We start from the raw sequence: 22578 nt of genomic DNA, 5'->3' as shown, positions 1-22578 counted from the left end.
AGAATGTCGTGTCCAACCGCATCTGGTTCAGATTTTCGCCCTGGGGCAAGGCTCGCCATTTTCTGGCGGCGCTGCTCGCCTGCCTTTTCGTTGTGCCAGCCGCATCGGCAGGTGACACCGCTGATTTTCAACTCCTTGGCTTTTCCAAGAACGGCGACTTTTTTGCTTTTGAGCAATACGGCTTTCAGGATGGTTCCGGCTTTCCCTATTCGGAGATATTCGTGGTCGATGTCATCGGCGACAGCTGGGTGAAGCCCTCGCCTTTTCGGCTGCGGGACGATGTCGACATTGATCTTGGGGATGCTGCGGATGCCGCTCTCAACGAGACGCGCGCAAAAAACCGGGCGGCCGCTCAGCAACTTCTGAAAACCCAAGGCATTGCGGGCAAGGGCAGAACCGTTGGCTTCAATCCGCGTACGGAACTAAATTCCGATCCGCATAACATGCTCGTAGCACCGCGTGAGTTTCTTGCCTCGAAAGAAAATGCCATTCGCCTAACCCTTACCGAATATCCGCTGCCCTCCGGCGAGTGTGCTTCCTATGGCGCTGAAACCAAGGGCTTCCGTCTTGAGATGCTCCATAACGGCGTTGCCCGCACCTTGAACAATGATGCAAGTGTTCCAAAGAGCCGCAAGTGCCCGCTCGGCTACCGCATTGAACGGATTGTCACGCATTTTCCCGACGAAGCACCGCCTGTCTTCGCGATACTTATTCAGATGGACAGCCTCGGGTTTGAGGGCCCGGACAGAAGATATCTGGCGATTACCGGACGTCTGTGAGCGTCTAAACCGATTGAGCGACGGCAGCTGGCTTGCTCATGCGAAGCAGAAGTGCTAGCGCGGCTTCAAAGACATTTTCCGGCCGGGGGAAACCCCTGGCTTGATTGGGAGACTGCCATGCCGCGCGACATCAAAATCGCTCCTTCAATCCTCGCTTCCGACTTTTCCAAGCTTGGTCAGGAAGTCCGTGACGTGGTCGAGGCCGGTGCCGACTGGATCCACCTTGACGTCATGGACGGCCATTTTGTTCCCAACATTACCTTTGGTCCGGATGTCATCGCTAAATTGCGGCCCCACACCGACAAGATCTTTGACACCCATTTGATGATTGAGCCGTGTGATCCTTATCTGGAGGCTTTTGCAAAGGCAGGCTCGGACATTATCACCGTACACGCAGAAGCAACTAAGCACCTCGACCGGTCCCTTCAGGCCATCCGGAGCCTCGGCAAGAAAGCTGGTGTGTCTCTAAATCCGGCAACACCCGAGAGCGTTCTGGAATATGTACTCGATCGGCTGGATCTGATTTTGGTCATGACGGTCAACCCCGGTTTTGGTGGGCAAAAATTCATCGGATCGCAGGTCGAAAAAACCCGCCGTATCAAGGAAATGATTGGAGACCGGCCAATCGACCTTGAAATCGATGGCGGCGTAACCCCTGAGACGGCACCACTGGTTGCCGCTGCTGGCGCCAATGTTCTTGTGGCCGGTTCCGCAGTATTCAAAGGCGGTTCCGTTGAGAGTTATTCGCAGAATATTTCTGCAATCAGAACGTCGGCGACAAACGCCTGAGTGGAACTGAGCTTTTCGAAACCAATTCTGGCTGTGAAAAAGTTGCAGGTAGAGCGGCACACCTGCTCGTTAAAATAGTCCCCATAACTTGCATCATCCGTCTATCCGTTGCGCCAACTCCTCGGTTAAGGTCCTTGAAGGCCTAAGATTGGGGGAATCATCTTGGCGCAAATGCAACGCAGCATTGGCCTGCTTGGTCTAACCTTTGTCGCGATCAGCGGAATATTGGGATCCGGCTGGCTCTTCGCACCGCTGCTGGCTGCACAGGCTGCAGGGCCATCTGCCCTGATCGCCTGGTTGATCGGCGGAATTTCCATGCTTTTGCTGGCTGCAACATTCGCCGAAATCGCTACAATTCTGCCGGTCGCGGGCGGAATCGGCCGGGTGCCGCACTTTTCGCACGGTTCTGTCGTCTCCATGACCATGGGATGGACGGCATGGGTTGGATACAACACCGCAGCGGCCATCGAAGTGGAAGCCGTTCTGAGATATTCCAAGGGCACCGCCCCCTGGCTTTATGCGCACGACGGCGACTTGTCGGCGGTCGGTCTTGCCGTTGCCTGTCTGCTGCTGCTGATCTTCACAGTCGTGAATGCATTCGGCGTCAAATTTTTTGCCAGGGTCAACACGGCACTAACCTGGATCAAGATCATTGTCCCGCTGTCTCTTGCTGCGGTCATTCTGACTTCCGAGTTCCGCTTTGCCAATTTCAGCGAATATGGAGGTTTTGCACCAGAGGGCCTCAAAGGCATTTTATCCGCCATCTCCACAGGCGGCGTCATTTTTGCGCTGATTGGTTTTCGCCATGTCATCGACCTGGCGGGCGAGGCCAAAAACCCCAAAGTGAACATTCCACTGGCGCTCGTTTTCAGTCTGATCATTTGTTTGATCATCTATGGCGGACTGCAGCTGGCATTTCTTGGGGCGCTGGACCATTCGCAATTACAAAAAGGTTGGCCGGAACTTCATTTCTCGGGCGAATTGGGCCCGCTGGCGGCGCTGGCCACGGCGATCGGCGCTCTTTGGGTTGTCAGCATTCTGGATACTAGCGCCCGCATATCAAGCTTTGCCTCAGCTCTTGTTTCTGTGGGATCCAATGCAAGATTGGGCCTTGCTATGGCTCAAAACGGATTGTTCCCGAAATTCATGGAAACGCTGTCGAACCGTGGGGTGCCACTGTTTTCCCTGCTGGTGAATTTTGCCGTGGCATCCTTGTTTTTTGTAGCCTTGCCATTCAAGGAAATCCTGGCGCTCAATACCTCCTCGATCGTTTTTTCCTTCGTGGTCGGACCGGTCGCCGTGTTGTCTTTCCGCCGCCTGCTTCCTGACGCGCACAGAGCTTTTGTGCTGCCTGCCGCGCCGATCACAAGCTGTCTGGCCTTTATCATCGCCAGCCTGATCATCTATTGGAGCGGCTGGAACACAATGCTGCATCTCAGCATCTGCCTTTTCCTGGGCCTGGTTCTTCTAGTCTATCGCGGCAGTCGTCTGGGATTTGAAACTCTGGACTGGCGTGAAGCAAAGTGGCTTGCCCCCTTCATCATCGGGTTATTCACCCTGTCCTATCTCGGCTCTTTTGGGGGTGGTTCCGACGTCATACCGGTCGGGCCGGACATTCTTGCCGTTGGCCTGCTTTCCGGGGCCGTTTTCGTTTATGCCTTTCGATTGCGGCTCACCAAGGAAAAGTTCGACTACTACATGGCAAAAGAAGAGCTGGACGAATTCTCTGAATACGACAATCCGGAAGACGGACCAGCCGAGCGCTCAGATTTCAAGTTCTGATCCCAGTCAGCTGAAAAGGCGCCCCGATTTGAGCACGTTTTTCGGCTTCTCCAGCCTTTCCCTCAATCCTGTGGGATAGAGTTCCAGCTGTTTGGCGTCCAGCTCCTCCAGCGTTATCCATTTGGCTGTGGCGACGGTCTCATCGCTCTCTTCAAACGCAATCGTGTCTTTCCTGTAGTAACTGTTGTCCACGAAATGAGCGTGGCACAGAAAAACGATCTCGTGACCGAGCACACCGTGATGCTCGTAGATGTTTTCCATCACGAAATGGCTGTCGAGCAGATCGATCCTGGCACCAAGCTCCTCCAGGAACTCGCGTTGGAGCGCATCCCGCCAAGGTTCGCCGAACTCGACAGTTCCGCCGAGCGGGCGCATGCCCTTGACACGCCCCGCATCGTCATGGACGTCAAACATCAACAATGCATCGTCCTGCCAGATAAGCGCGAGCGCCTTCACGGATATGGCGTTAGCCGGTCGCCAGATCGCCATCTCGTTCTCCTCAGTTCTGACTGCAGCTTTTCAGAACGGTAAAATCCACATTGTCCCCCGACCTGCAAGCAAAATCCGATTGTCTCCATTGAAGGGGCCGCCCCCTCTGCTATTCCGGCGCCATATTCCTTGAAAATGAGGTCCTGCCTGCGATGATCCCGCGCTACTCCCGCCCTGACATGGTGTCAATCTGGTCACCGGAATCGAAATTCCGGATCTGGTTCGAGATCGAAGCCCATGCGTGCGATGCGCTGGCAGAGCTGGGTGTGATCCCCAAGGAAGCAGCCAAGACCATTTGGGAAAAGGGTGGCAGCGCCACGTTCGACATCGACCGTATTGATGAGATCGAGCGTGAAACGAAACATGACGTTATCGCATTTCTGACCCACCTGGCCGAGATCATCGGTCCGGACGCACGCTTTGTGCACCAGGGCATGACATCGTCAGACGTGCTGGATACCTGCTTCAATGTTCAGCTGGTCAAGGCGACCGACATCCTGCTGGATGACATGGACGCATTGCTTGCAGCGCTCAAGCGCCGGGCGATGGAACACAAGGAAACCGTCTGTATCGGCCGTTCTCATGGCATCCACGCAGAACCGGTAACTTTCGGCCTGAAAATGGCGGAAGCCTATGCCGAATTCGACCGCTGCAAGAAACGTCTTGAAGCGGCGCGTGAAGAAATCGCCACGTGTGCCATCTCAGGCGCTGTTGGAACATTCGCCAATATCGACCCAAGCGTGGAAGAGCACGTTGCGGAGGCGATGGGTCTGAAAGCTGAGCCCGTTTCGACGCAGGTCATCCCGCGTGACCGGCATGCCATGTATTTCGCTACGCTTGGCGTAATCGCGTCCTCCATTGAACGCGTTGCGACCGAAGTCCGGCACCTGCAGAGAACAGAAGTGCTGGAAGCTGAGGAATTCTTTTCCAAGGGCCAGAAAGGCTCATCGGCAATGCCGCACAAGCGCAATCCGGTTCTGACCGAAAACCTGACCGGTTTGGCAAGACTTGTGCGCGGCTTTTCCATTCCGGCGATGGAAAACGTTGCCCTTTGGCATGAACGCGACATCTCGCATTCCTCCGTCGAACGCATGATCGGTCCGGATGCGACAATCACGCTTGATTTCGCCTTGGCCCGCCTCACCGGAGTAGTCGACAAGCTGATGGTTTACCCGGAGCGCATGATTGGAAACATGGATCGTTTGGGCGGTCTTGTTCACTCCCAGCGCATTTTGCTCGCATTGACCCAGGCTGGCTCATCCCGCGAGGACGCGTACCGTCTGGTTCAGCGCAACGCAATGAAGGTCTGGGACAGCTACCAGGTCGCCGGGGCCGCTTCTGTCGATTTCCTCAGCGAACTCCTGAGCGACGAAGACGTGCGCAGCTATTTGTCTGAAGAACAAATCCGCGACCGCTTCGATCTTGGCTACCACACCAAAAATGTTGACGTCATTTTCGAACGGGTGTTCGGCGAAGCATAGGCCAGGCCGAGTTTTTGGAACGCAAGCGGGTCACAGCCACGTGGACGATCTTGGCTCGCTCGTTTCAAGGCAAAGGTTTTTAACGCCTATCCAGATACAGGATCAGCTCTTGCCCCGCCCGGTCGACACCAGGCAGTTAGCCAGGTTGGATTACGAACCCCACGGAGCGACGAGATGAAAATCGCCGTAGTCTCGGACATTCATGGCAATGTCCTGGCGCTGGAAGCCGTCCTCGCAGACATCAAGGAAGAAGCGCCCGACGGCGTCGTCAATCTCGGCGACTGCCTTGCAGGACCCTTGTGGCCCGAAGAGACAGCCGCCATCCTTCGCGAAACCGCTTGGCCAACCGTTCGTGGCAATCACGATCGAATCATTTTGGATGATCCGATCAATAAAATGGGTCCGACCGACCGGTTTGCAGCCGAACGGCTCACTGCGCAGAGCCTCGAGTGGCTCCGCACAACGTCACCGACAATCAGACTGAGCGACGAAGTTCTTTTAGTCCACGGAACCCCGGAGGATGACGATCGATATCTCACGGAAAAGAACGAAGGACCGAAAGGCCATCAACCCGATGAAGAAAGCCTACTGGCGGAACTGAACGGTGAGCAGGCGCAAGTTGTCTGCAGCGGCCACAGTCACATTCCGCGTGTACTCTCGTTGCAGTCGACAGGGCAGACACTGCTCAATCCCGGTACCGTCGGTTTCCCGTCCTTCGACAGTCAACACCCGCGTTACCTTGCAGGAGAAGTCGGCGACAGGCGCGCGCAATATGCGCTTATGACCAGAAACGCCAAGGGTTGGACTTTCGAACAGAAATACCTAGCCTATGACATTGACGCCGCTGCGCGGGAAGCTGAAAAAAACGGCCGATCCGGGTGGGCACAAGCCTTTCGAGAAGGCTATTTCGGCCCACTTTCGCAGCAGTAATTTGGCTATCAGGACGATCGATGAAAATTTCAGAAACCGACATTCTTCTCATTCCAGGTTATGGCAAGACGCTTCCCGGACACTGGCTGTTGCGTTGGCGTGACAAGATGCCGACCGCGCGCATCGTCAAGCAGGCCGAGCTGCACACGCCGAGCAAAAAAGAATGGCTGGATACGCTTGTTCATGAAGTCGACACGGCCGAAAAGCCTGTCGTTCTTGTCGCGCATTCGCTCGGTTGCGTCCTTGTCGCACACGGTGCGCATGTCCTGAAAGACAAGGTCAGGGGCGCTTATCTGGTGGCTCCCTCGGATTGGGAGCGCGAGGGCCTGGTGGATGAGTTTGATGGAGGCGACTTCAAACCGATTCCGTCAGATCCCCTGCCCTTCGCCACGCATCTGGTTGCAAGCCGGAATGACCCATATTGCGACTACGAGCGGGCGCAACATTTTTCGAAAGCCTGGGGAACCACTTTTCAAGATGCCGGTGAAGCCGGTCATATCAATCTGGAAAGCGGCCATGGCCCCTGGCCGGAAGGCATGATGTCCTTCGCGCATTTCATGAAAAAACTCAGCTAGGCTACTTCTCAGTAACCGAAATCATCCGAGCTGGCAGAAACATATTTTCTGACTTCATCGAGTGCAGCACTTGCACCTTCACCGACGAAAGTTCGGTCGATACCGTGTGAAATAAGCCGAAAACCCTGGTCCACGGCTTCCTCCACCTTTTCCGCGCTTAAACAAAAGATACCGGCAACCTTGCCGGCATCGCGGGCCTTGCGCGCAATCTCGGCGCAAGCATCGGCCGTCTCATCGCCATTCGGATCGAGAGATGCCCCCTTCGAAAGGGACAACGATAGATCGCTCGGACCGACGAAAATTCCATCAAGTTCTGAGACGGAAAGAATGTCGTCCAATGCATCGATGGCTTCTAGCGTCTCGATCATCGCAAGCGATACAATGTTCGAATTTGCAGTTTGAAGATACTCATCGGACGACTGGCCTGAGAGCGCAGCCGCGCGATAAGGCGACCAGCTTCGATCACCGACCGGCGGGTATTTGATCGACCGCGCGAAGTCGACGGCTTCAGTACGTGAATTTATCATCGGTGCAATCACACATTCGGCGCCCATGTCGACCAACCTGCCGGCCAACGCATTGTCGCCGACCGGAATGCGCGCTATCCGGTGCGCACCGCCCAGCGCAATGGCCGCCAAGGCGTCACAGGCAACACCAAAATCATACATCCCGTGCTGAAGATCGAGCGTCACCGCCGGATAACCGGCCCGAGCAAACATTTCAGTGAGCATTGGCGCAGCCAGCACGGACCAGGCGGTTATCACGGGTTTTCCGGAACGCAGTTTAACAGCAAGCGAAGTAGCTTCAGTCACGGGTGGTCTCCTCTTTGGCGACCATCAAAGCCACGAGCCTTCCAGCTTGCAAGTGCACCATGTACAAAGACCGGAATTGCTGCTGGATTTTTCCCGCTTAAAAAGAAAAAGCGCCTGCCCTTTTGGGGCAGACGCTCAAGACCGGTTGCGAGCTTCCGCGAAGGACTTAGCCTTCGTTCTGGATCTGCTCAATCGCCTGATGCATCAGTTCGTCCATCGTGCGGCGGATCTGATGATCGGACTGTTCAACATTGTTTTTGTCGAAATCACCGCGGATTTTGCGGAACACGTCCTCGTCGCCCGGCTCGTCAAAATCTGCACGAACAACTTCCTTGGCGTATTCCTCTGCTTTTTCGCCTTCGTAACCGAAGAGCCCTGCAGCCCACAGACCCAGCAACTTGTTGCGCCGGGCGGTTGCTTTGAACCGCAGCTCCTCGTCATGCGCAAACTTGCTTTCAAAACCCTGTTCGCGCTTGTCGAATGTGTTCATATTCATCATCTCCTGAACTGCGCTTATTCTCTTCTACCCATATGGGGTTGATTTGGTCTCTTGCATATCCCCGTAGAGCGAGCAAATCAACGCAGTACCTTTGCGCCTGCGTCAAAAGCATAACAGCCCTGAACTGCGGACGAAAAACATAAGATTGTACTTTTGGCCCTGTTCGGGTAAGTTCCGCGCCGCAAAATAGGGATTGCGGCCGACAACAGATGCCGGTTGACGGGAATTGTCCCGGCAAGATGATGGCCCCGGTTCGCTGGTCCCCTTTCCGATGGAAATTCAAAAAGATACGGAATCGCTCATGAACCGCCGCCGGCGCATTTATGAAGGAAAAGGCAAGATTCTCTATGAAGGTCCCGAACCGGGAACACTGGTTCAGCACTTCAAGGATGACGCCACGGCCTTCAACAACAAGAAACACGAGATTGTTGACGGCAAAGGCGTGCTCAACAACCGTATTTCCGAATTCATCTTTAATCACCTGAATGCCATTGGTATTCCGACGCACTTCATTCGCCGCATGAACATGCGCGAGCAATTGATCCGCGAAGTGGAGATCATTCCGCTGGAAGTGGTCGTTCGCAACGTGGCTGCCGGTTCGATTGCCAAGCGCCTGGGTCTTGAAGAAGGCACCCAGTTGCCGCGGTCCATCATCGAATTCTACTACAAGAATGACGAGTTGGATGACCCGCTGGTCGCAGAAGAGCATGTCACGGCATTCGGCTGGGCAACACCGCAGGAACTGGATGACATGATGGCGCTCGCCATCCGGGTCAACGACTTCCTGTCCGGTCTCTTCCTGGGCGTGGGCATTCGTCTGGTGGATTTCAAAATCGAATGTGGCCGGCTGTTCGAAGGCGACATGATGCGGATTGTCGTGGCGGACGAGATTTCTCCCGACAGCTGTCGTCTTTGGGATATTGAGACCAACGACAAGATGGACAAGGACCGTTTCCGCCGCGACTTGGGCGGAATGCTGGAAGCCTATCAGGAAGTGGCCAAACGCCTCGGCATCATGCTCGGCAACGAACGCCCCGTCGGCTCCGGCCCAACGCTGGTTCAGTAGAGACAACAACTATCCCCCGTCATTTTCAAGAATGGCGGGGGTTTTTCGTTTCAGCACCCTTCTTCCCTTTAAGATCCTCTCAAGCTGGTGTAAGCAGCCTCGCAAGCAGACTTGCCAGATCTGACGGAGACAGAGACTCATGAAAGCACGCGTGATCGTCACCTTGAAAAACGGTGTTCTCGATCCTCAGGGAAAAGCAATCGAAGGCGCTCTTGGGGGCCTTGGATTTGACGACGTCGGTTCCGTGCGCCAAGGCAAGGTCTTTGACGTTGAGCTGAGCGGATCCGACAAGGACGCTGCCAAGGCGGAGCTGGAACAAATGTGTGAAAAGCTCCTCGCCAACACCGTCATTGAGAACTACGCGATCGAAATCGCCTGAAGCGCGAGCTCTTGCCAATGGACGAAGACACGCGCAAAGCCATAATGTTCATGGCCATAAAAGCTGCGATCTTCATCCTGGTACCTGCTCTTGCTGCGATCATCGCTGTTATTGTTCTGCTCTAGATATCGGGATTGCCAAATGAAATCCGCCGTCATCGTTTTTCCGGGCTCCAACCGCGACCGCGACATGTTTCATGCGCTTGAGCTGATTACGGGCTCGCGTCCGCAGCATGTCTGGCATACCGAGAGCACCCTGCCCGATGTTGACCTCGTGGTCGTTCCCGGTGGTTTTTCTTATGGTGACTACCTGCGCTCAGGTGCGATCGCCGCCCGCTCCCCCATCTTGAAAGACCTCGTTGCCAAAGCCCATAGCGGCGTTGCCGTCCTTGGTGTGTGCAATGGCTTTCAGATCCTGACAGAAGCAGGTCTGCTGCCAGGAGCACTGATGCGCAATGCAGGTCTCACATTCGTCTGCAAGGACGTCATGATGGAAACGGTCAACAATGCAACGCGCTTCTCGTCGCAGTTCCAAAAGGGACAGGTCTGGCGTTGCCCCGTCGCTCATCACGATGGCAACTATTTTGCTGACGCGGAGACAATTAGGAAAGTTGAAGACAACAATCAGGTTGTCTTCCGCTATGCCGAAGGAACAAACCCCAACGGTTCCCTCAACAACATTGCGGGCATTACCAACGCGGCCGGCAATGTGCTTGGAATGATGCCGCACCCTGAAAACCTGGTAGAACCCTTGCACGGCGGATTGGATGGACGCCTGTTGTTCGAAAGTCTGCTGACAGCAGCCTGATCCGAAACCAGGGAGGCCGGTATGAGCGATCTGGAACTGGACAATGACACCCGGTCGCGCCTTGCGGACCTGATACGGGACTATCTCAACGACGAGCTCGACACGGACATCGGCAACATGGATGCCGATCAGTTGGTCGGCTTTCTCATCCCCACGCTCGGCGCTCATTTTTACAACCAGGGCCTCAAAGATGCCCAAGCGCTCTTTGCCCGCAAGGCCGACGATGTGACGGACGAGATTTATGCGATGGAAAAGCCTGTCAAGGACCGGGATTGAGCGTCCTTACGCCGCTTGACTGCGCCGCTGTTTGGGTGGATGGCCGAAACGGCGGGAAAACGCCCTGGAAAATGCAGCCGGGCTGGCGAAGCCACACATATTGGCAACAGACTTGACCTGACGCCCTGCTTCAAGTTCCGCTCTGGCGATATCCAGCCTCCAGGTGGCCAGATATCCCATCGGAGTGGTGCCCACAAGTTCCTTGAACGTGACGGCAAACTGCGTCCTGGACATTCCCGCGGTTTCCGCCAGCTTTTCAAGCGTCCAGCCTTCACCCGGCGCCTCATGAATTGCCACGAGCGCCGAGGCAATGCGCGGATGCGCAAGTCCGTTCAATAGGCCTGTATCGGCCTTGCCCTGCTCCATCGCGTGGCGCAGCAGCCTGATCACCACCACTTCACACAGGCGCTGAAACGCAGCCTGCCCCCGCAGCGCGGCAGGGTCGCCTCCTCAATCAGCGGCATGACCACAGCGGTCAGATACGGTTCCTCGCTCAGTGGTACGGAGATAACCTCCGGCAAGGCGTTGATCAGCTGCTTTCCAACACCTGAAATTGCGATATTCGCAGCCACCAGAGGCGTTTCACCGGTGCGGGCCGTCAGTTCTGCAGGCTCACAGGGTTCGCTTTTCCCCAAAGGACTAAAGACAAGACGCAACGTCCGATCCTTGCTTACAAAGATCTTGAAATTGGCGCTTTGCTCTTCGGTCCCGCCGACAAGCGCATGGCTGACCTGAACCCGAAGCCTGTCGATCAAGGAAGAGAGACGATCAAGCTTGCCATTGAAAGATGTGCGATAGGGAACAGCCATTTCCGTACTCTTGATCAACTTTTCGGAATGTTTTCTTTTCAATCGTTCACTATGTTTACGGCATCCGAGGGCAGATGTGAAGTCTGGCCCCTACCCCAAGAGAGGTAAGAATGCTCATTCCACGCCAGTCCGTTCCGGAGTTGAAAGTAGAAACGTTGACTTCCGGCCCCTTCGACCTCGCGGCAGACGGCTCAGAATTCGCGACACTGGTCGTGTTTTATCGTGGCCTGCATTGCCCGATCTGCGCCACCTATTTGAAAGAACTCGGCCGTCTTACACCCGAATTCGCGCAAAAGGGCGTCAAAACCATCGCCATTTCTTCCGACAATGAAGAGCGCGCGCAGCAAATGGCAGACAAGGTCGGCACACCCGACCTGCGGTTCGGTTACGGCCTGTCGCTGTCGGTTGCCAATGAATGGGGACTTTATATCTCCACAAGCCGGGGCAAGACCTCCATTGGCATCGAAGAACCCGCACTCTTCTCCGAGCCGGGCGTCTTCCTTGTGAAGCCTGACAACACTCTCTATTTCGCCTCCGTTCAGACGATGCCGTTCGTCAGACCGCATTTTCAGGAAATGGTCGGCGCGCTCGACTTCGTTCAAAAGAACGAATACCCGGCACGCGGTGAGTATACAGGCGCGGTCTGACCCTCAGGCCATATGACAAAAAAATGCCGGACACGCGGGCTGCGCCGTGTCCGGCATTTTTGCAGATGACCATGGTTCGGGACCGTATCCTGACCGCCGGGGGCAGCGGCCCTGGGTTCCCGATCTCAGGACCTGCAACTAACGTGGAAAACGCTCGCTGTCCCAAAATGGCCGACCAGCCTCCACGCGCACCGCTTCCCGGCTAAGGCCCAGATCCTCCAACGCCGAATCTGGAAGATCCTGAAGTTGCTGACGCGTCCGGTAGCTTTCTAACCAGCGTGACAATCTGGTTTTTACGGCCCTTGCAATTCCCCTGCCGAACGACTGCCAAACGATTGGCCGCCCGTAAATTGTCTCAATTGAACTCATTCGACACCTCACAAGGGTAACAATTCCACTTAATTCTCACATTGTAGCGCTACAATCATATGAATTGACTCCTTTTGAGATGCAATATACAAAATTGTCACCATGACAAATTGGCATCCTCAAATCCCAGATGGCCAAGGCCCTCTCTACATCCGCCTCGCCGACAAGATTGCAGACGACATTGCGACGGGTGTGCTGAGCGCCGGTGCCAAACTGCCTCCACAAAGAGACCTGGCCTACGATCTGGGCGTGACTGTTGGAACAATCGGACGGGCATACGCGACGATCCGGCAACGAGGCCTGGTCAGTGGAGAAGTTGGTCGAGGCACTTTTGTGCTCGGCAGCGGACCTTCAGAGATTCTCGTGGAAAGCACCAAACCTGACCTGGTCATTGGCACCTTGGGCGCAAGTTCTGCCGCACCGGCGTCGCAAGGCGTATCCTGGGTGCAGTCTGCCATGGCTGCCCCTGTCGACACCGCTTTCGCTGGAACGCGCATAACGGTGCCCGCACCTGAAACGATCCGCTTTGACAGCACGTCAGCGCCGGAAGTCGGCCAGGCGGACACCATTCAGCGGCTGACCACCGGCATCGCGAAGGACAAACCTTACGAAATTGCCAGCTATACGCGCTCGGTGCCGGATAGCTGGCGTCAGGCGGGCTGCCTTTGGCTTGCGCGCGGTGGCTGGAAGCCTCCGGAAGGCAGCATTGTACCGACAACAGGTGCACAGGCTGCAATCATGGCTATCATCGCGGCAACCACCGCTCCTGGCGACCAGGTGGTGTTTGAGGACCTGACCTACAGCTCCATCGCGCGTGGTTCCGCCCTCTCCGGCAGGCGGCCAGTTCAGGTGGCACGCGATGACGAGGGCCCAATCCCCGATGACCTTGCACGCGTGTGCGCTCAAAAGCATCCCAAAGTCATCTTCCTCATGCCGACGATACACAATCCAACCACCGCGCTGATGGGTGACGACCGGCGGCAGGAAATCGTTGCCATTGCCCGCCAGTACAATCTCTGGATCATCGAAGACGAGGTTTACGGCTCTCTACGGGAAGCCTCGCAAAGCCCCATCGCCGCTCTTGCTCCGGAGCGCACGTTTCATGTCGGGTCCTTGTCAAAATCGGTCACAGCAGGCGTCAGGGGCGGTTGGGTCTCCAGTCCACTCTCTCATGCCCAGCGGATCTACACAGCCCACAAGATGCTGACCGGCGGCATCTCCTTTCTGCTTGCAGAACTGTCATCCCGTCTGGTCTTGTCCGGAGCCGCAGACGACTTTCGCAAGAAAGTCCAGACCGAGATCGCCGCCCGCTTTGCTCTGGTGCATCAGTATCTTGGATCATATGGCCTTCAAGGCGCTGCTGACGCGCCGTTTTTCTGGCTCAAGCTTCCCGAACCCTGGCTGTCCGGGACCTTCAAGACTGCAGCTGCTTCAGCTGGTGTGCTGATTGACGACGAAGACGAATTCAAGTCCGGTCGTTCAGGTCAGGTTTATCATCGTGCACGGGTCGGTTTCACCAATCCTCTGACGCGTATGGAAACGGAGGCAGGGCTCTTGTCGTTACAGAACCTCCTCGAAGACAATGGAGCATGCTACGATAGTTTCGAGTAGGTTCATGCCGGATTGGTGACGGCGGTCCAAACCGCAACAGCACGATCCACTCAGAGGCTCGACAAAAAGGAACTGCATTGACACGGTCAGCATCATCTCGCCGGTGGGTGGTTTTTGCAGTTCTGGCTGCTGCAGTTTACTGCACCGGTGCTTTTTTCGCCGTCTATCGTCACAACCAGACCATTCTGGCCGAAGCGAATTTTGCCGAAATCACTGGTGGCGGATTCATTTACAATTACCGGATCGCAGACATTCGCAGCGGAATCACCGTCGGACTTGTCAAGCCGCTCCCGCCGGGCACGCGCCTCCTGGCTGAATTCGAGAACCCTGCTGGCGGGAAGATCGAAATGGAGCAGACTGTTACCCACGCCAAGAGGAATTACAAATTCGAAACACCCTCCCTCAAAGGCGTGGCCGCCGACCGCGAGTATCTCGCCGTGCTTTCCGTGATCGACGGAAGGACAGGTGCAAAAATCGAACGACACCAAACGTCGCTGAAAAGCAGCGTGGCCCCCAAGTCCATGCCGTCGAAACCGCTCACAATTGGTCCTGGGTATCACCTGAACCTGGACACGAATTCAGCTCAAGACGGATAGAAAAAGCGTGACCGACAGTGCTCATCTCATCTTGATCGTGCCGGGTTTTTTCATTTGTTTCGGGCTGCTTTGGTCAGTCATTGTTTTTCTGATCGGCCGTCTCGGTGGTTGGTCGCGCCTGTCCCGGCTTTATCCGGGCAATCAGCCTCCGCCCGGGCAAAGCTGGCGCTGGGTCAGCGCAAGTTTCGGACTGTTTGCAAGTTACCGAAATTGCCTGGACATCACGTTGTCAAATGCAGGCCTATATCTTCGGCCGGTCATCATCTTCAGGATCGGCCACTCGCCGATCCTGATCCCCTGGCACGCCATTGTCCGCGCAAGGCGCAGCGATCTGTTGATTACCAAGGCCATCCGGCTTGAGGTCAAGGATCCGGAAACTGGTGGCGTTCGGAAACTCAGCTTCTACGGCTCAAACCTCACCAGCGCTATCGAGAGCGGACTCGGCATGACCTGAGGGCCAGTGAGCTGGCATTTATTGTGCCGAGCGTTGCCTTACCGGGGATCAATCAAGCTATCTTCCACAAAGTTTTGCGCGCACTCTCCCCATTTCCTGGACAATCTGCTAAACGGCGGCATCAATGCCTGCCCGCGTCCTTGCGGCCCAGATTCTGCGGTCCCAAAATACTGGAACGTCATGATCCCGAACGACATCAAGATCACGCCCGACCTGATTGCTTCCCACGGCCTGAAACCGGATGAGTATGAGCGCATCCTGGAATTGATTGGCCGGGAACCGAGCTTTACCGAACTCGGCATCTTTTCCGCCATGTGGAACGAGCATTGCTCTTACAAATCATCCAAGAAATGGCTGAAAACACTGCCGACGGAAGGACCTCGCGTGCTTCAGGGTCCGGGTGAAAACGCCGGTGTGGTTGATATTGGCGACGGCCAGGCCGTGGTCTTCAAGATGGAGAGCCACAACCACCCGTCCTATATCGAGCCCTATCAGGGTGCGGCAACAGGTGTTGGCGGTATTTTGCGGGACGTCTTCACCATGGGTGCACGTCCCGTCGCGGCCATGAACGCCCTGCGCTTCGGCGAACCGGATCATCCGCGCACGAAACACCTGGTGTCGGGAGTCGTCTCTGGGGTCGGCGGTTACGGCAATTCATTTGGTGTGCCAACGGTTGGTGGCGAGGTCGAATTCCACGCCCGTTACAACGGCAATTGCCTGGTGAACGCATTTGCTGCGGGTCTCGCCAGGTCTGACGCGATCTTCCTGGCGAAAGCCGAAGGTGTCGGCCTTCCTGTTGTGTACCTTGGCGCCAAGACCGGCCGCGACGGTGTTGGCGGTGCGACGATGGCGTCGGCTGAATTCGACGATACAATCGACGAAAAGCGCCCAACAGTTCAGGTCGGTGATCCGTTCACGGAAAAATGCCTGCTGGAAGCCTGTCTGGAGCTCATGGAAACAGGCGCCGTCATTGCCATTCAGGATATGGGTGCAGCCGGTCTGACCTGCTCCGCTGTCGAAATGGGCGCCAGCGGCGATCTTGGCATCGAGCTCGACCTCGACAAGGTTCCGGTGCGCGAAGAGCGCATGAGTGCCTACGAGATGATGCTGTCTGAAAGCCAGGAGCGCATGCTCATGGTACTGAGGCCCGAGAAGGAGCATGAAGCCGAAGCCATTTTCAAGAAATGGGGACTGGATTTTGCAATTGTCGGCATCACCACCGATACACTCCGGTTCGTTGTCAAACATCAAGGCGATGTGGTGGCAGACCTTCCAATCAAGAAATTGGGTGATGAGGCGCCGGAATACGACCGGCCCTGGACCGAACCGCAAAAAAACCCACTTTGAACGCGGCCGACATCGCAGAACCTGAAGACTATGCCAAAGCGTTGACCACTCTGGTCGGCAGCGCCAACGGGTCCTCTCGTCGCTGGGTCTATGAGCAATACGACACACTGATTCAGGGCAACACGGCTGAAACGCCTGGGGGTGATGCCGGCGTTATTCGCGTGGAAGGTACCCGCAAGGGCCTCACTTTCTCGGTCGATGTGACCCCGCGGTATTGCGAGGCCGACCCTTATGAAGGTGGCAAACAGGCCGTTGCAGAGGTTTGGCGCAACCTGACCGCCGTTGGGTCAGAGCCGCTGGCCGCAACCGATAATCTTAATTTCGGCAACCCGGAAAAGCCAGAGATCATGGGGCAGTTTGTCGGCTGTATCAAAGGCATTGGCGAAGCGTGCCGTGACCTGGATTTTCCCATCGTTTCTGGCAACGTCTCCCTTTACAACGAGACTCACGGCGAGGCGATATTGCCGACCCCTGCCATTGGCGGCGTCGGACTGTTGCCGGACGTGACGGTTCGCGCCAGTGCAGCCTTTGCCGACGAAGGCGACTCGATCCTGGTCATAGGTGGGCTCGGCACTCATCTGGGTGCTTCACAATATCTTGCCGATGTTCTGGGCCGCGAAGAAGGCGCTCCTCCTCCGGTCGATTTGGCAGCAGAAAAGCGGCGCGGCACGATTGTTCGCCAACTGATCGGCGCGGCACGGCTTTCTGGGGTTCATGACATATCTTCCGGCGGCCTGGGTGTTGCCCTTGCCGAGATGGCGATTGCGGGCGGAATGGGGGCAACGGTCAGGATTGCTGGACCAGCCCATGCTGCCCTCTTTGGCGAAGATCAGGGACGCTACGTGCTGACGGTTGCACCGGACAGGGTCGAGGCTGTCCTTGAAGACATCATCGATGCCGGTATCGAGGTTCTGCAAATTGGGAAAACCGGCGGCGATGATTTGACTGTTGAGGGTGTTCTCACCATATCCGTTGCAAACTTGAAAAAAGCACACGAAGATTGGTTCCCCGAATACATGGCAACAGCTTAAAACTGCCTGAGTTTCAGGAACCAATACAAAAGGACTGATGCACGATGCCGATGAACGCAAATGAGATCGAAACGCTGATCAAAGAGGCATTGCCCGATGCTCAGGTTGAGATCCGGGATTTGGCTGGCGACGGCGATCACTATGCCGCTAATGTTGTCTCTGAAGCATTTAGAGGCAAAAGCCGGGTTCAACAGCATCAGCTGGTGTATGAGGCTCTGAAAGGCAACATGGGCGGTGCGTTGCATGCGCTTGCCCTGCAGACAAAGGCCCCGGACTAAGTGTGATGGCAAACTGATCGAAACGAGTGCCGTATAATCGGATTGCCCCTTGAATTTTCCGTCTGTCGACGACAGATAGACGGCAAAGTGGACGGAGAAAGAATGATCTGGCTTCTTCTCGCAACCGCTCTCCTGGCGATGCTTATCATGGAAGTTCGTGTCTGGAGAGCCGTGACTGGATTGATTTATCGCACCGGCCGCCAACTGCTTGCGCCGACGAAACAAAAGGACTGACGAACATGAGCATCCAGGACTGGATCAAGAACGAAGTCGACACCAATGATGTGGTTGTCTTCATGAAGGGCACGCCGAATTTTCCGCAATGTGGTTTTTCCGGCCAGGTCGTTCAGATTCTCGACTATGTCGGCGCTCCCTATAAGGGCATCAATGTTCTTGAGGACGATGAGCTGCGTCAGGGCGTCAAGGACTTTACAAATTGGCCGACCATTCCGCAGCTTTACGTAAAAGGTGAGTTTGTCGGCGGATGCGACATCATTCGAGAAATGTTCCAGAATCAGGAACTGCAAAGCCTCTTCACCGACAAGGGCATTGAGACCACTCAGCAGACGGCATAAGCTGAATCAGTTTCTGACAAAGTGACTTTAAGGGACGGATTTACCGTCCCTTTTTCATTTTTGGCGCTCACCCGCTCAAACACTTTTGACGGTTCGCCGTAGCGGTATCCAAACCCAAAAGCTCAAGAGAACCGCCGACCCTGAAACAATCGTCATGAGCGTCCCAGGAAAAAACCGAACAAAGCCGGGCATATCCACGAACAGCAAGTATCCGATGTCGGCCATACCGCCGACAAGCGCCGTAACCCAGATAGCCGTCAGATTTCCCCGCCATATGAACCATGCCCCGAGAATTGTGACCAACCCAAACCAGAGCAGGTTCCAACCATGCTGGTTGAGTATTCCTTCGACCGCCGGGTGATAATTCGAACGCAACAGGCCCGTTTGAACCGCATCGGCAATAGCGGCAAATCCTTGAGATGCATCCGAGGTGAGCACGACAACACCTGCAAATGCGTGTACAAGACCCCAGACAATCCAAAGGACCGCAGCCAATTTCAGTACCATTCGTTGTGTCTCAGACATGATCCAACGCCTTGCAACAACCGTCCGAGCCAAATGTGCCATCTTGGCGTCGGTGGGCAGATCCTCAATTAAGTTGACATTATCAACTATAATTAGTGGACTTAGTCAACAAATTACTCATGCCTGATATCGAAATTGCAAATCTTACGGACCGGTTCATGCGCCGCATTCACTTGTCACTGAATGCACGTTCGGCTGACTTTGATCGTCATCAGCTGGGTCCTGCAGGAGGCGTTTTGCTTCTCACCCTGGTCGAGATGGAACCTGTGCGACTGCATGAATTGGTCGCCCGAATGAACCGGGACAAGTCGCAAATGACCCGCGCGGTCAAGGTTCTGGAAAGTAAGGGGCTGATCGACCGAGTTCCGGACCAGAGAGACGCCCGCGCAAGCGTCCTTTCTTTGACCTCGCTGGGTCAGAAAGCGGTTGGCGAACTGCAGCAGGCAGTCGCAGACACGCTTGCAGACATTCTGGCGCCGCTATCTCAGAGCGAGCAGGAGCAGCTACGCGCACTCTTGAAGAAAATCCAGTGTCCCCTCTAGGGAAATGAAGGTTTTCCGGGATCACTGAATGAAGTCGGCTCCACTTCGCGTGAGGCGACAAACCTCAAAAAACCACGTGTTATCCAACGCAAACCCGAATCGAATTTGGCCAAATCTGGTCGATTGTTCGGCAATTGTTGGCGAATCGCCTAAGCTGAACGTCAGGTGAATGGGGATTTCAGTGAGAGTACAGGTGTGTTCCGCCATTTTCCGACCATATCGCAGGGCCTGCCGAAACGGAGGGCCAGGAAATGGGACCGGGGATCATGAACAAGTTTGCTTTTGCAACCACCACCACTTTCGCACTGGCTTTGGCCGGCCTTGGATTTAGCTTGTCGGGCGGATCGATCACCGACAGCGAGCTGCGGCGTGTTGATTGCCAGGCAATCACCATGTTCACCCCCGCCCAGAACAAAAGTGCCGAAGAACTCTGCGCAAATTACGGCGGCGTTGCCCTGAACGACGCGGAGCCAAGCAAGCAAGGCCTGGTTATTCTGGTACGCAACCAGCCAATGGGCGGATTTCACGGCGAAAAAACCGTCCGCTAAACCGGAACAGAAGCCTTTCTTATTCCGAAGTTTCAGTCAGGAAATCAGGCGCCGGACAGGTTGGCCAACGGTACTTTGGTCAGCGGCTCAAACCGGTTCCAAACCCCAACCGCATTTGACGGATCAGGCGTTCTCTATGAATTGCCGCCCACAATTCAGCCGTGTATTCTCGAAAAACAACTCAACCATTGACAGCACTCTTTAGTGGAAACATAGTTAATTTTGTTAAGTGTAAATTTTAATTGGCGCTACCAGAAGGGGAATTCTCCGATGATCAAGACAATTAGAACTACGAAGCCACTTACAAAGGTCAAAACTGCAGCCCCCGCCTCCATGGGTGGTGGGATCGCGCCGGTTACTCTCAAACCGCTTTCGCGCAGCAGTATGGGAGGCGGTATCGCTCCTGTAGTGAAGCCAGCTGCAAAGGCATCGATCGGAGGGGGCTTGGCACCCGTTAAAGTCAAAATGAGTTCCCGAAGCTCAATGGGTGGCGGTGTCGCTCCTGTGCGCATCTGATTGAACTGATCCTCCGGCAGACGGACAAAACCATGAATGTTTCCACCACTGTCGGAGGATCTGTCCCTGAAACAGAAAGCGAGGCAGTGCTCCGCTTCACAAAGGCATTTCCGTCAGCGCCGGATATCCGGCGAGCGGAAAAGAGTGCAGCTGGCACCATGCCTGCCGCGGCCTTTCAATATTGCCAAGCCATGCGCGAAGCTTCGTCCTTTGGCTGGTATGTTTATCCTCCAAAAGACATCCACCTTCTTTTCGATGGAAAAGAGAGCTTCTTTTACGAAGACGATCAATGGTATCCGGTCAAATCAACCAACTTCGAGGACGAAGATTTCAGACAACATTGGGAGGAGACTGCTCCTGAAGATCTGCGTGATCTTGATCCGCCTTATCTATCTGAACTTTTCGTTCCTGGATCGATTCAGATTTGGTCGGGCTATTTTGTGAGTTCTCGCCCGGGCTGGAGCACGCTCATTAGACCTCCGGTCAACTATGACACGCGCAGCGCTTTTGTCTGCTATGAAGGCCTTGTCGAGACCGACCTCTTTCTGCCCTGTCCGCTTTTCATCAACATCAAGCTCCTAACGACAGGTCAGGAAATCTACATTCCGCATTTCAAGCCGTTGTTTCAAGTCCAGCCAATTGAGCGCGCCTGCTACCAGGACGCCGCGCTCAGAACAGAAATTCAGGAAACTCTCAGTGGACCGGATCAGCCCTTCGACTGGCAGGGTTTTCGTGGGACAGTACGCGACATGACCCAACGTGACAGTCATCGCCCTGGTGGTTATGGCGCTGCTACACGCCGTCGCAAGAAGGCAGGCACTGAGGAATGAAACGCGAATTTGGGCCGAACGGTCACGCTTCAAGCCATGCATTCACCTGCAAAGCTCGCTTCGACAGATGTCAGCAATACTGACATCCAGCGAAACCAGGCGCACAGTCGGGGCAGCCCTTTTTTCTGCGGCTGGATCCATCCCTCTCCATATTGCCCCTTTGCTCATCGCAACCCTGCTCGCCACGCGGTCTATTTCAAATGCCGAAGCGGGCAGCGTTGTGAGCTGTATCATGGCGGGCCAGATCGTAGCCGCGTTCCTGGCCGCAAGAATACGCTATGAAACACTCGCGCGGCCTGCACTGGCTTTCGTCTTTTGTGTATATGCTTCAGCGCTATTCCTGTCCCTATGGGTGAGCGCTCCGCTCATGTTCGCTCTTTGCTGGTTCGTGATCGGGTTGGCATGTGGCTTCCTAATGCAATTCGGCATCATGACAGCTGCGCAATCCAATATGAAACTCCAGGCCTTCGCGTGGCGGCTTTCTTTCGCGCTTTTCATTTCCGGCCTGATTGCAATTTGCTTCCCCCTGTTTGAGACCGACCAGACTTACAGACATCTCGTTACACTGTTCGGGCTGGGCCTGTTGGCAGTGTTTCTAAGTGGTCTGATACTTTGGCGGAAGGTTCCAACGCATAGTGCAAACAAGGCACAGTCGGTGAAGGGACACCTGACTGGAAGAGACGGCTTTGGCCTGGCTTTGCTGTTTCTGTTCTTTTGCGGGCAAATCGGCTTCTTATCCAACACCGCCCATTTCACAGCGAGCAACGATCTCAGCCTTGACAACACATCGTTAGCAATAGGCTTCTCCAAAGTCACGATTGCACTCGTGATCCTTTGGGTCGCCATGCGCGGCACGCGGCACGGCAGTTGGTTTCAAACACTTTTTTCGGGAGCGCTGGCATCTTCAGGGATTCTGATCGCAACTCAGCAGAGTTTCATTTTCATTGTATTCGGCTTTGTTGCGTTTGAATTGTTTTTGAACCTGTTATCCGCCTCATTCATGGCTGATTTGTCGGAAAAGTTTTCAAGCAAGGCCAAGGCGTTGCTATTGATCGCCACTTTGTCTGGAACACTTATCGGCCCGCCCCTTTTTGGATATCTGATTGATGTGAATCAGGGCACCCTGCCAATGCTGTTTGCCGCCCTTTCTGCATTTCTGCCACTACTCTGGCTCGTCTATTGGAGAGGCGTTGATCGCAAACTGCAACGCGACACGCCAACGATGGACTAAACCAT

General features: G+C 55.2%; 30 protein-coding genes and 1 pseudogene. 23 read left to right on the top strand and 8 right to left on the bottom strand.

What is annotated here, in order from left to right; translation table 11 throughout:
* The first annotated feature begins 8 nt into the window (after nt 1-8).
* The 3 genes from ACZ1HV_RS26395 to ACZ1HV_RS26385 all read left to right on the top strand — a co-directional run bounded on the left by ACZ1HV_RS26395 (nt 9) and on the right by ACZ1HV_RS26385 (nt 3350).
* A complete protein-coding gene (locus ACZ1HV_RS26395) occupies nt 9-779 on the top strand; it encodes a DUF2259 domain-containing protein (protein ID WP_472716802.1) in 771 nt (256 codons plus the stop codon).
* Between the two features lie 117 nt (nt 780-896).
* The gene (gene rpe, locus ACZ1HV_RS26390) at nt 897-1568 is read left to right on the top strand and encodes a ribulose-phosphate 3-epimerase (RefSeq protein ID WP_298818265.1); all 672 of its coding nucleotides are present in this window, start codon (nt 897-899) and stop codon (nt 1566-1568) included.
* A 171-nt stretch (nt 1569-1739) separates the two neighbouring features.
* Nucleotides 1740-3350, top strand: a complete 1611-nt coding sequence (locus ACZ1HV_RS26385) for an APC family permease (protein WP_472716801.1) — start codon at nt 1740-1742, stop codon at nt 3348-3350.
* Between the two features lie 6 nt (nt 3351-3356).
* Here the strand turns inward: ACZ1HV_RS26385 and ACZ1HV_RS26380 are convergent, their stop codons facing one another.
* Complete coding sequence (locus ACZ1HV_RS26380) at nt 3357-3839, bottom strand: NUDIX hydrolase (protein ID WP_298818263.1); 483 nt, start codon at nt 3837-3839, stop codon at nt 3357-3359.
* Nucleotides 3840-3991: 152 nt separating this feature from the next.
* Between ACZ1HV_RS26380 and purB the strand changes: the two genes are divergently transcribed.
* The 3 genes from purB (at nt 3992) to ACZ1HV_RS26365 (ending at nt 6825) form a co-directional block, all read left to right on the top strand.
* Nucleotides 3992-5320, top strand: coding sequence for an adenylosuccinate lyase (gene purB, locus ACZ1HV_RS26375; protein ID WP_298960095.1), 1329 nt, complete (start codon nt 3992-3994; stop codon nt 5318-5320).
* Between the two features lie 174 nt (nt 5321-5494).
* Entirely contained in the window at nt 5495-6250 is a 756-nt protein-coding gene (locus ACZ1HV_RS26370) for a metallophosphoesterase family protein (RefSeq protein WP_472716800.1), read from the top strand.
* A gap of 20 nt (nt 6251-6270) precedes the next feature.
* The gene (locus tag ACZ1HV_RS26365) at nt 6271-6825 is read left to right on the top strand and encodes an RBBP9/YdeN family alpha/beta hydrolase (RefSeq protein WP_298960090.1); all 555 of its coding nucleotides are present in this window, start codon (nt 6271-6273) and stop codon (nt 6823-6825) included.
* A gap of 8 nt (nt 6826-6833) precedes the next feature.
* Here the strand turns inward: ACZ1HV_RS26365 and ACZ1HV_RS26360 are convergent, their stop codons facing one another.
* Complete coding sequence (locus ACZ1HV_RS26360) at nt 6834-7637, bottom strand: HpcH/HpaI aldolase family protein (RefSeq protein ID WP_472716799.1); 804 nt, start codon at nt 7635-7637, stop codon at nt 6834-6836.
* 166 nt (nt 7638-7803) lie between these two features.
* Nucleotides 7804-8127: a DUF1476 domain-containing protein gene (locus ACZ1HV_RS26355; protein ID WP_298818253.1), complete on the bottom strand. Its 324-nt coding sequence runs from the start codon at nt 8125-8127 to the stop codon at nt 7804-7806.
* Between the two features lie 310 nt (nt 8128-8437).
* On the opposite strand from ACZ1HV_RS26355, the gene purC reads away from it, so the two are divergent.
* The 5 genes from purC (at nt 8438) to ACZ1HV_RS26330 (ending at nt 10664) form a co-directional block, all read left to right on the top strand.
* Nucleotides 8438-9202, top strand: a complete 765-nt coding sequence (purC, locus tag ACZ1HV_RS26350; RefSeq protein ID WP_298818251.1) for a phosphoribosylaminoimidazolesuccinocarboxamide synthase — start codon at nt 8438-8440, stop codon at nt 9200-9202.
* Between the two features lie 139 nt (nt 9203-9341).
* Nucleotides 9342-9581, top strand: coding sequence for a phosphoribosylformylglycinamidine synthase subunit PurS (gene purS, locus ACZ1HV_RS26345; protein WP_298818249.1), 240 nt, complete (start codon nt 9342-9344; stop codon nt 9579-9581).
* Nucleotides 9582-9598: 17 nt separating this feature from the next.
* Nucleotides 9599-9706, top strand: a complete 108-nt coding sequence (locus tag ACZ1HV_RS26340; protein ID WP_298818247.1) for a phosphoribosylformylglycinamidine synthase-associated small membrane protein — start codon at nt 9599-9601, stop codon at nt 9704-9706.
* A 16-nt stretch (nt 9707-9722) separates the two neighbouring features.
* The gene (gene purQ, locus ACZ1HV_RS26335; RefSeq protein WP_472716798.1) at nt 9723-10388 is read left to right on the top strand and encodes a phosphoribosylformylglycinamidine synthase subunit PurQ; all 666 of its coding nucleotides are present in this window, start codon (nt 9723-9725) and stop codon (nt 10386-10388) included.
* 21 nt (nt 10389-10409) lie between these two features.
* Nucleotides 10410-10664, top strand: a complete 255-nt coding sequence (locus ACZ1HV_RS26330) for a DUF2164 domain-containing protein (protein WP_298818243.1) — start codon at nt 10410-10412, stop codon at nt 10662-10664.
* Nucleotides 10665-10670: 6 nt separating this feature from the next.
* On the opposite strand, the gene ACZ1HV_RS26325 is transcribed toward ACZ1HV_RS26330, so the two are convergent.
* Entirely contained in the window at nt 10671-11054 is a 384-nt protein-coding gene (locus tag ACZ1HV_RS26325; protein ID WP_472716797.1) for a helix-turn-helix transcriptional regulator, read from the bottom strand.
* Nucleotides 11051-11473 carry a hypothetical protein gene (locus ACZ1HV_RS26320; RefSeq protein ID WP_472716796.1) on the bottom strand — a complete coding sequence of 141 codons (423 nt, stop codon included), beginning with the start codon at nt 11471-11473 and terminating at the stop codon, nt 11051-11053. The genes ACZ1HV_RS26325 and ACZ1HV_RS26320 overlap by 4 nt, the downstream gene beginning before the upstream one ends.
* A gap of 110 nt (nt 11474-11583) precedes the next feature.
* On the opposite strand from ACZ1HV_RS26320, the gene ACZ1HV_RS26315 reads away from it, so the two are divergent.
* On the top strand, nt 11584-12120 hold the full coding sequence (locus ACZ1HV_RS26315) for a peroxiredoxin-like family protein (RefSeq protein ID WP_472716795.1): 537 nt from the start codon (nt 11584-11586) through the stop codon (nt 12118-12120).
* A 138-nt stretch (nt 12121-12258) separates the two neighbouring features.
* On the opposite strand, the gene ACZ1HV_RS26310 is transcribed toward ACZ1HV_RS26315, so the two are convergent.
* Nucleotides 12259-12489: a DUF1127 domain-containing protein gene (locus ACZ1HV_RS26310; protein WP_298983794.1), complete on the bottom strand. Its 231-nt coding sequence runs from the start codon at nt 12487-12489 to the stop codon at nt 12259-12261.
* A 102-nt stretch (nt 12490-12591) separates the two neighbouring features.
* Between ACZ1HV_RS26310 and ACZ1HV_RS26305 the strand changes: the two genes are divergently transcribed.
* The 7 genes and pseudogenes from ACZ1HV_RS26305 to grxD all read left to right on the top strand — a co-directional run bounded on the left by ACZ1HV_RS26305 (nt 12592) and on the right by grxD (nt 18381).
* Nucleotides 12592-14100: an aminotransferase-like domain-containing protein gene (locus tag ACZ1HV_RS26305; RefSeq protein WP_472716794.1), complete on the top strand. Its 1509-nt coding sequence runs from the start codon at nt 12592-12594 to the stop codon at nt 14098-14100.
* A 77-nt stretch (nt 14101-14177) separates the two neighbouring features.
* Complete coding sequence (locus ACZ1HV_RS26300; RefSeq protein WP_472716793.1) at nt 14178-14696, top strand: hypothetical protein; 519 nt, start codon at nt 14178-14180, stop codon at nt 14694-14696.
* Between the two features lie 7 nt (nt 14697-14703).
* Nucleotides 14704-15150 carry a hypothetical protein gene (locus tag ACZ1HV_RS26295; RefSeq protein ID WP_298818230.1) on the top strand — a complete coding sequence of 149 codons (447 nt, stop codon included), beginning with the start codon at nt 14704-14706 and terminating at the stop codon, nt 15148-15150.
* Nucleotides 15151-15330: 180 nt separating this feature from the next.
* Nucleotides 15331-17528: pseudogene (gene purL / locus ACZ1HV_RS26290) on the top strand (phosphoribosylformylglycinamidine synthase subunit PurL).
* A gap of 44 nt (nt 17529-17572) precedes the next feature.
* On the top strand, nt 17573-17806 hold the full coding sequence (locus ACZ1HV_RS26285) for a BolA family protein (RefSeq protein WP_094071352.1): 234 nt from the start codon (nt 17573-17575) through the stop codon (nt 17804-17806).
* Nucleotides 17807-17908: 102 nt separating this feature from the next.
* On the top strand, nt 17909-18040 hold the full coding sequence (locus ACZ1HV_RS26280; RefSeq protein ID WP_298818224.1) for a hypothetical protein: 132 nt from the start codon (nt 17909-17911) through the stop codon (nt 18038-18040).
* A gap of 5 nt (nt 18041-18045) precedes the next feature.
* Nucleotides 18046-18381 carry a Grx4 family monothiol glutaredoxin gene (gene grxD / locus ACZ1HV_RS26275; RefSeq protein WP_298818221.1) on the top strand — a complete coding sequence of 112 codons (336 nt, stop codon included), beginning with the start codon at nt 18046-18048 and terminating at the stop codon, nt 18379-18381.
* Between the two features lie 75 nt (nt 18382-18456).
* Here the strand turns inward: grxD and ACZ1HV_RS26270 are convergent, their stop codons facing one another.
* Complete coding sequence (locus tag ACZ1HV_RS26270) at nt 18457-18906, bottom strand: hypothetical protein (RefSeq protein ID WP_472716792.1); 450 nt, start codon at nt 18904-18906, stop codon at nt 18457-18459.
* A 158-nt stretch (nt 18907-19064) separates the two neighbouring features.
* On the opposite strand from ACZ1HV_RS26270, the gene ACZ1HV_RS26265 reads away from it, so the two are divergent.
* Nucleotides 19065-19448, top strand: a complete 384-nt coding sequence (locus ACZ1HV_RS26265) for a MarR family winged helix-turn-helix transcriptional regulator (protein ID WP_472716791.1) — start codon at nt 19065-19067, stop codon at nt 19446-19448.
* A 266-nt stretch (nt 19449-19714) separates the two neighbouring features.
* Nucleotides 19715-19996 (top strand): antitermination protein, encoded by a 282-nt coding sequence (locus tag ACZ1HV_RS26260; protein WP_298818212.1) that lies wholly within the window; start codon nt 19715-19717, stop codon nt 19994-19996.
* 248 nt (nt 19997-20244) lie between these two features.
* Here ACZ1HV_RS26260 and ACZ1HV_RS26255 read toward each other — a convergent pair whose 3' ends face one another.
* A complete protein-coding gene (locus tag ACZ1HV_RS26255) occupies nt 20245-20508 on the bottom strand; it encodes a hypothetical protein (RefSeq protein ID WP_298983806.1) in 264 nt (87 codons plus the stop codon).
* A gap of 36 nt (nt 20509-20544) precedes the next feature.
* On the opposite strand from ACZ1HV_RS26255, the gene ACZ1HV_RS26250 reads away from it, so the two are divergent.
* A complete protein-coding gene (locus ACZ1HV_RS26250) occupies nt 20545-21342 on the top strand; it encodes a hypothetical protein (protein ID WP_472716790.1) in 798 nt (265 codons plus the stop codon).
* A 232-nt stretch (nt 21343-21574) separates the two neighbouring features.
* The gene (locus ACZ1HV_RS26245; protein WP_472716789.1) at nt 21575-22573 is read left to right on the top strand and encodes a hypothetical protein; all 999 of its coding nucleotides are present in this window, start codon (nt 21575-21577) and stop codon (nt 22571-22573) included.
* Nucleotides 22574-22578: the final 5 nt, after the last annotated feature.

It is taken from the genome of Roseibium sp. JB4-4 (assembly GCF_055693425.1).
Note: the sequence above shows the minus strand (reverse complement) of the source record. Positions and strands in the feature narration are given on the sequence as shown.

Excerpts from the sequence above, each read along its gene's own strand:
- rpe (WP_298818265.1), top strand. The coding sequence starts at position 897 with ATGCCGCGCGACATCAAAATCGCTCCTTCAATCCTCGCTTCCGACTTT.
- ACZ1HV_RS26385 (WP_472716801.1), top strand. The coding sequence starts at position 1,740 with ATGCAACGCAGCATTGGCCTGCTTGGTCTAACCTTTGTCGCGATCAGC.
- ACZ1HV_RS26380 (WP_298818263.1), bottom strand. The coding sequence starts at position 3,839 with ATGGCGATCTGGCGACCGGCTAACGCCATATCCGTGAAGGCGCTCGCG.
- purB (WP_298960095.1), top strand. The coding sequence starts at position 3,992 with ATGATCCCGCGCTACTCCCGCCCTGACATGGTGTCAATCTGGTCACCG.
- ACZ1HV_RS26370 (WP_472716800.1), top strand. The coding sequence starts at position 5,495 with ATGAAAATCGCCGTAGTCTCGGACATTCATGGCAATGTCCTGGCGCTG.
- ACZ1HV_RS26365 (WP_298960090.1), top strand. The coding sequence starts at position 6,271 with ATGAAAATTTCAGAAACCGACATTCTTCTCATTCCAGGTTATGGCAAG.
- ACZ1HV_RS26355 (WP_298818253.1), bottom strand. The coding sequence starts at position 8,127 with ATGAACACATTCGACAAGCGCGAACAGGGTTTTGAAAGCAAGTTTGCG.
- purC (WP_298818251.1), top strand. The coding sequence starts at position 8,438 with ATGAACCGCCGCCGGCGCATTTATGAAGGAAAAGGCAAGATTCTCTAT.
- purS (WP_298818249.1), top strand. The coding sequence starts at position 9,342 with ATGAAAGCACGCGTGATCGTCACCTTGAAAAACGGTGTTCTCGATCCT.
- ACZ1HV_RS26340 (WP_298818247.1), top strand. The coding sequence starts at position 9,599 with ATGGACGAAGACACGCGCAAAGCCATAATGTTCATGGCCATAAAAGCT.
- purQ (WP_472716798.1), top strand. The coding sequence starts at position 9,723 with ATGAAATCCGCCGTCATCGTTTTTCCGGGCTCCAACCGCGACCGCGAC.
- ACZ1HV_RS26330 (WP_298818243.1), top strand. The coding sequence starts at position 10,410 with ATGAGCGATCTGGAACTGGACAATGACACCCGGTCGCGCCTTGCGGAC.
- ACZ1HV_RS26320 (WP_472716796.1), bottom strand. The coding sequence starts at position 11,473 with ATGGCTGTTCCCTATCGCACATCTTTCAATGGCAAGCTTGATCGTCTC.
- ACZ1HV_RS26315 (WP_472716795.1), top strand. The coding sequence starts at position 11,584 with ATGCTCATTCCACGCCAGTCCGTTCCGGAGTTGAAAGTAGAAACGTTG.
- ACZ1HV_RS26310 (WP_298983794.1), bottom strand. The coding sequence starts at position 12,489 with ATGAGTTCAATTGAGACAATTTACGGGCGGCCAATCGTTTGGCAGTCG.
- ACZ1HV_RS26305 (WP_472716794.1), top strand. The coding sequence starts at position 12,592 with ATGACAAATTGGCATCCTCAAATCCCAGATGGCCAAGGCCCTCTCTAC.
- ACZ1HV_RS26285 (WP_094071352.1), top strand. The coding sequence starts at position 17,573 with ATGCCGATGAACGCAAATGAGATCGAAACGCTGATCAAAGAGGCATTG.
- ACZ1HV_RS26280 (WP_298818224.1), top strand. The coding sequence starts at position 17,909 with ATGATCTGGCTTCTTCTCGCAACCGCTCTCCTGGCGATGCTTATCATG.
- grxD (WP_298818221.1), top strand. The coding sequence starts at position 18,046 with ATGAGCATCCAGGACTGGATCAAGAACGAAGTCGACACCAATGATGTG.
- ACZ1HV_RS26270 (WP_472716792.1), bottom strand. The coding sequence starts at position 18,906 with ATGTCTGAGACACAACGAATGGTACTGAAATTGGCTGCGGTCCTTTGG.
- ACZ1HV_RS26265 (WP_472716791.1), top strand. The coding sequence starts at position 19,065 with ATGCGCCGCATTCACTTGTCACTGAATGCACGTTCGGCTGACTTTGAT.
- ACZ1HV_RS26260 (WP_298818212.1), top strand. The coding sequence starts at position 19,715 with ATGAACAAGTTTGCTTTTGCAACCACCACCACTTTCGCACTGGCTTTG.
- ACZ1HV_RS26255 (WP_298983806.1), bottom strand. The coding sequence starts at position 20,508 with ATGCGCACAGGAGCGACACCGCCACCCATTGAGCTTCGGGAACTCATT.
- ACZ1HV_RS26250 (WP_472716790.1), top strand. The coding sequence starts at position 20,545 with ATGAATGTTTCCACCACTGTCGGAGGATCTGTCCCTGAAACAGAAAGC.
- ACZ1HV_RS26245 (WP_472716789.1), top strand. The coding sequence starts at position 21,575 with ATGGCGGGCCAGATCGTAGCCGCGTTCCTGGCCGCAAGAATACGCTAT.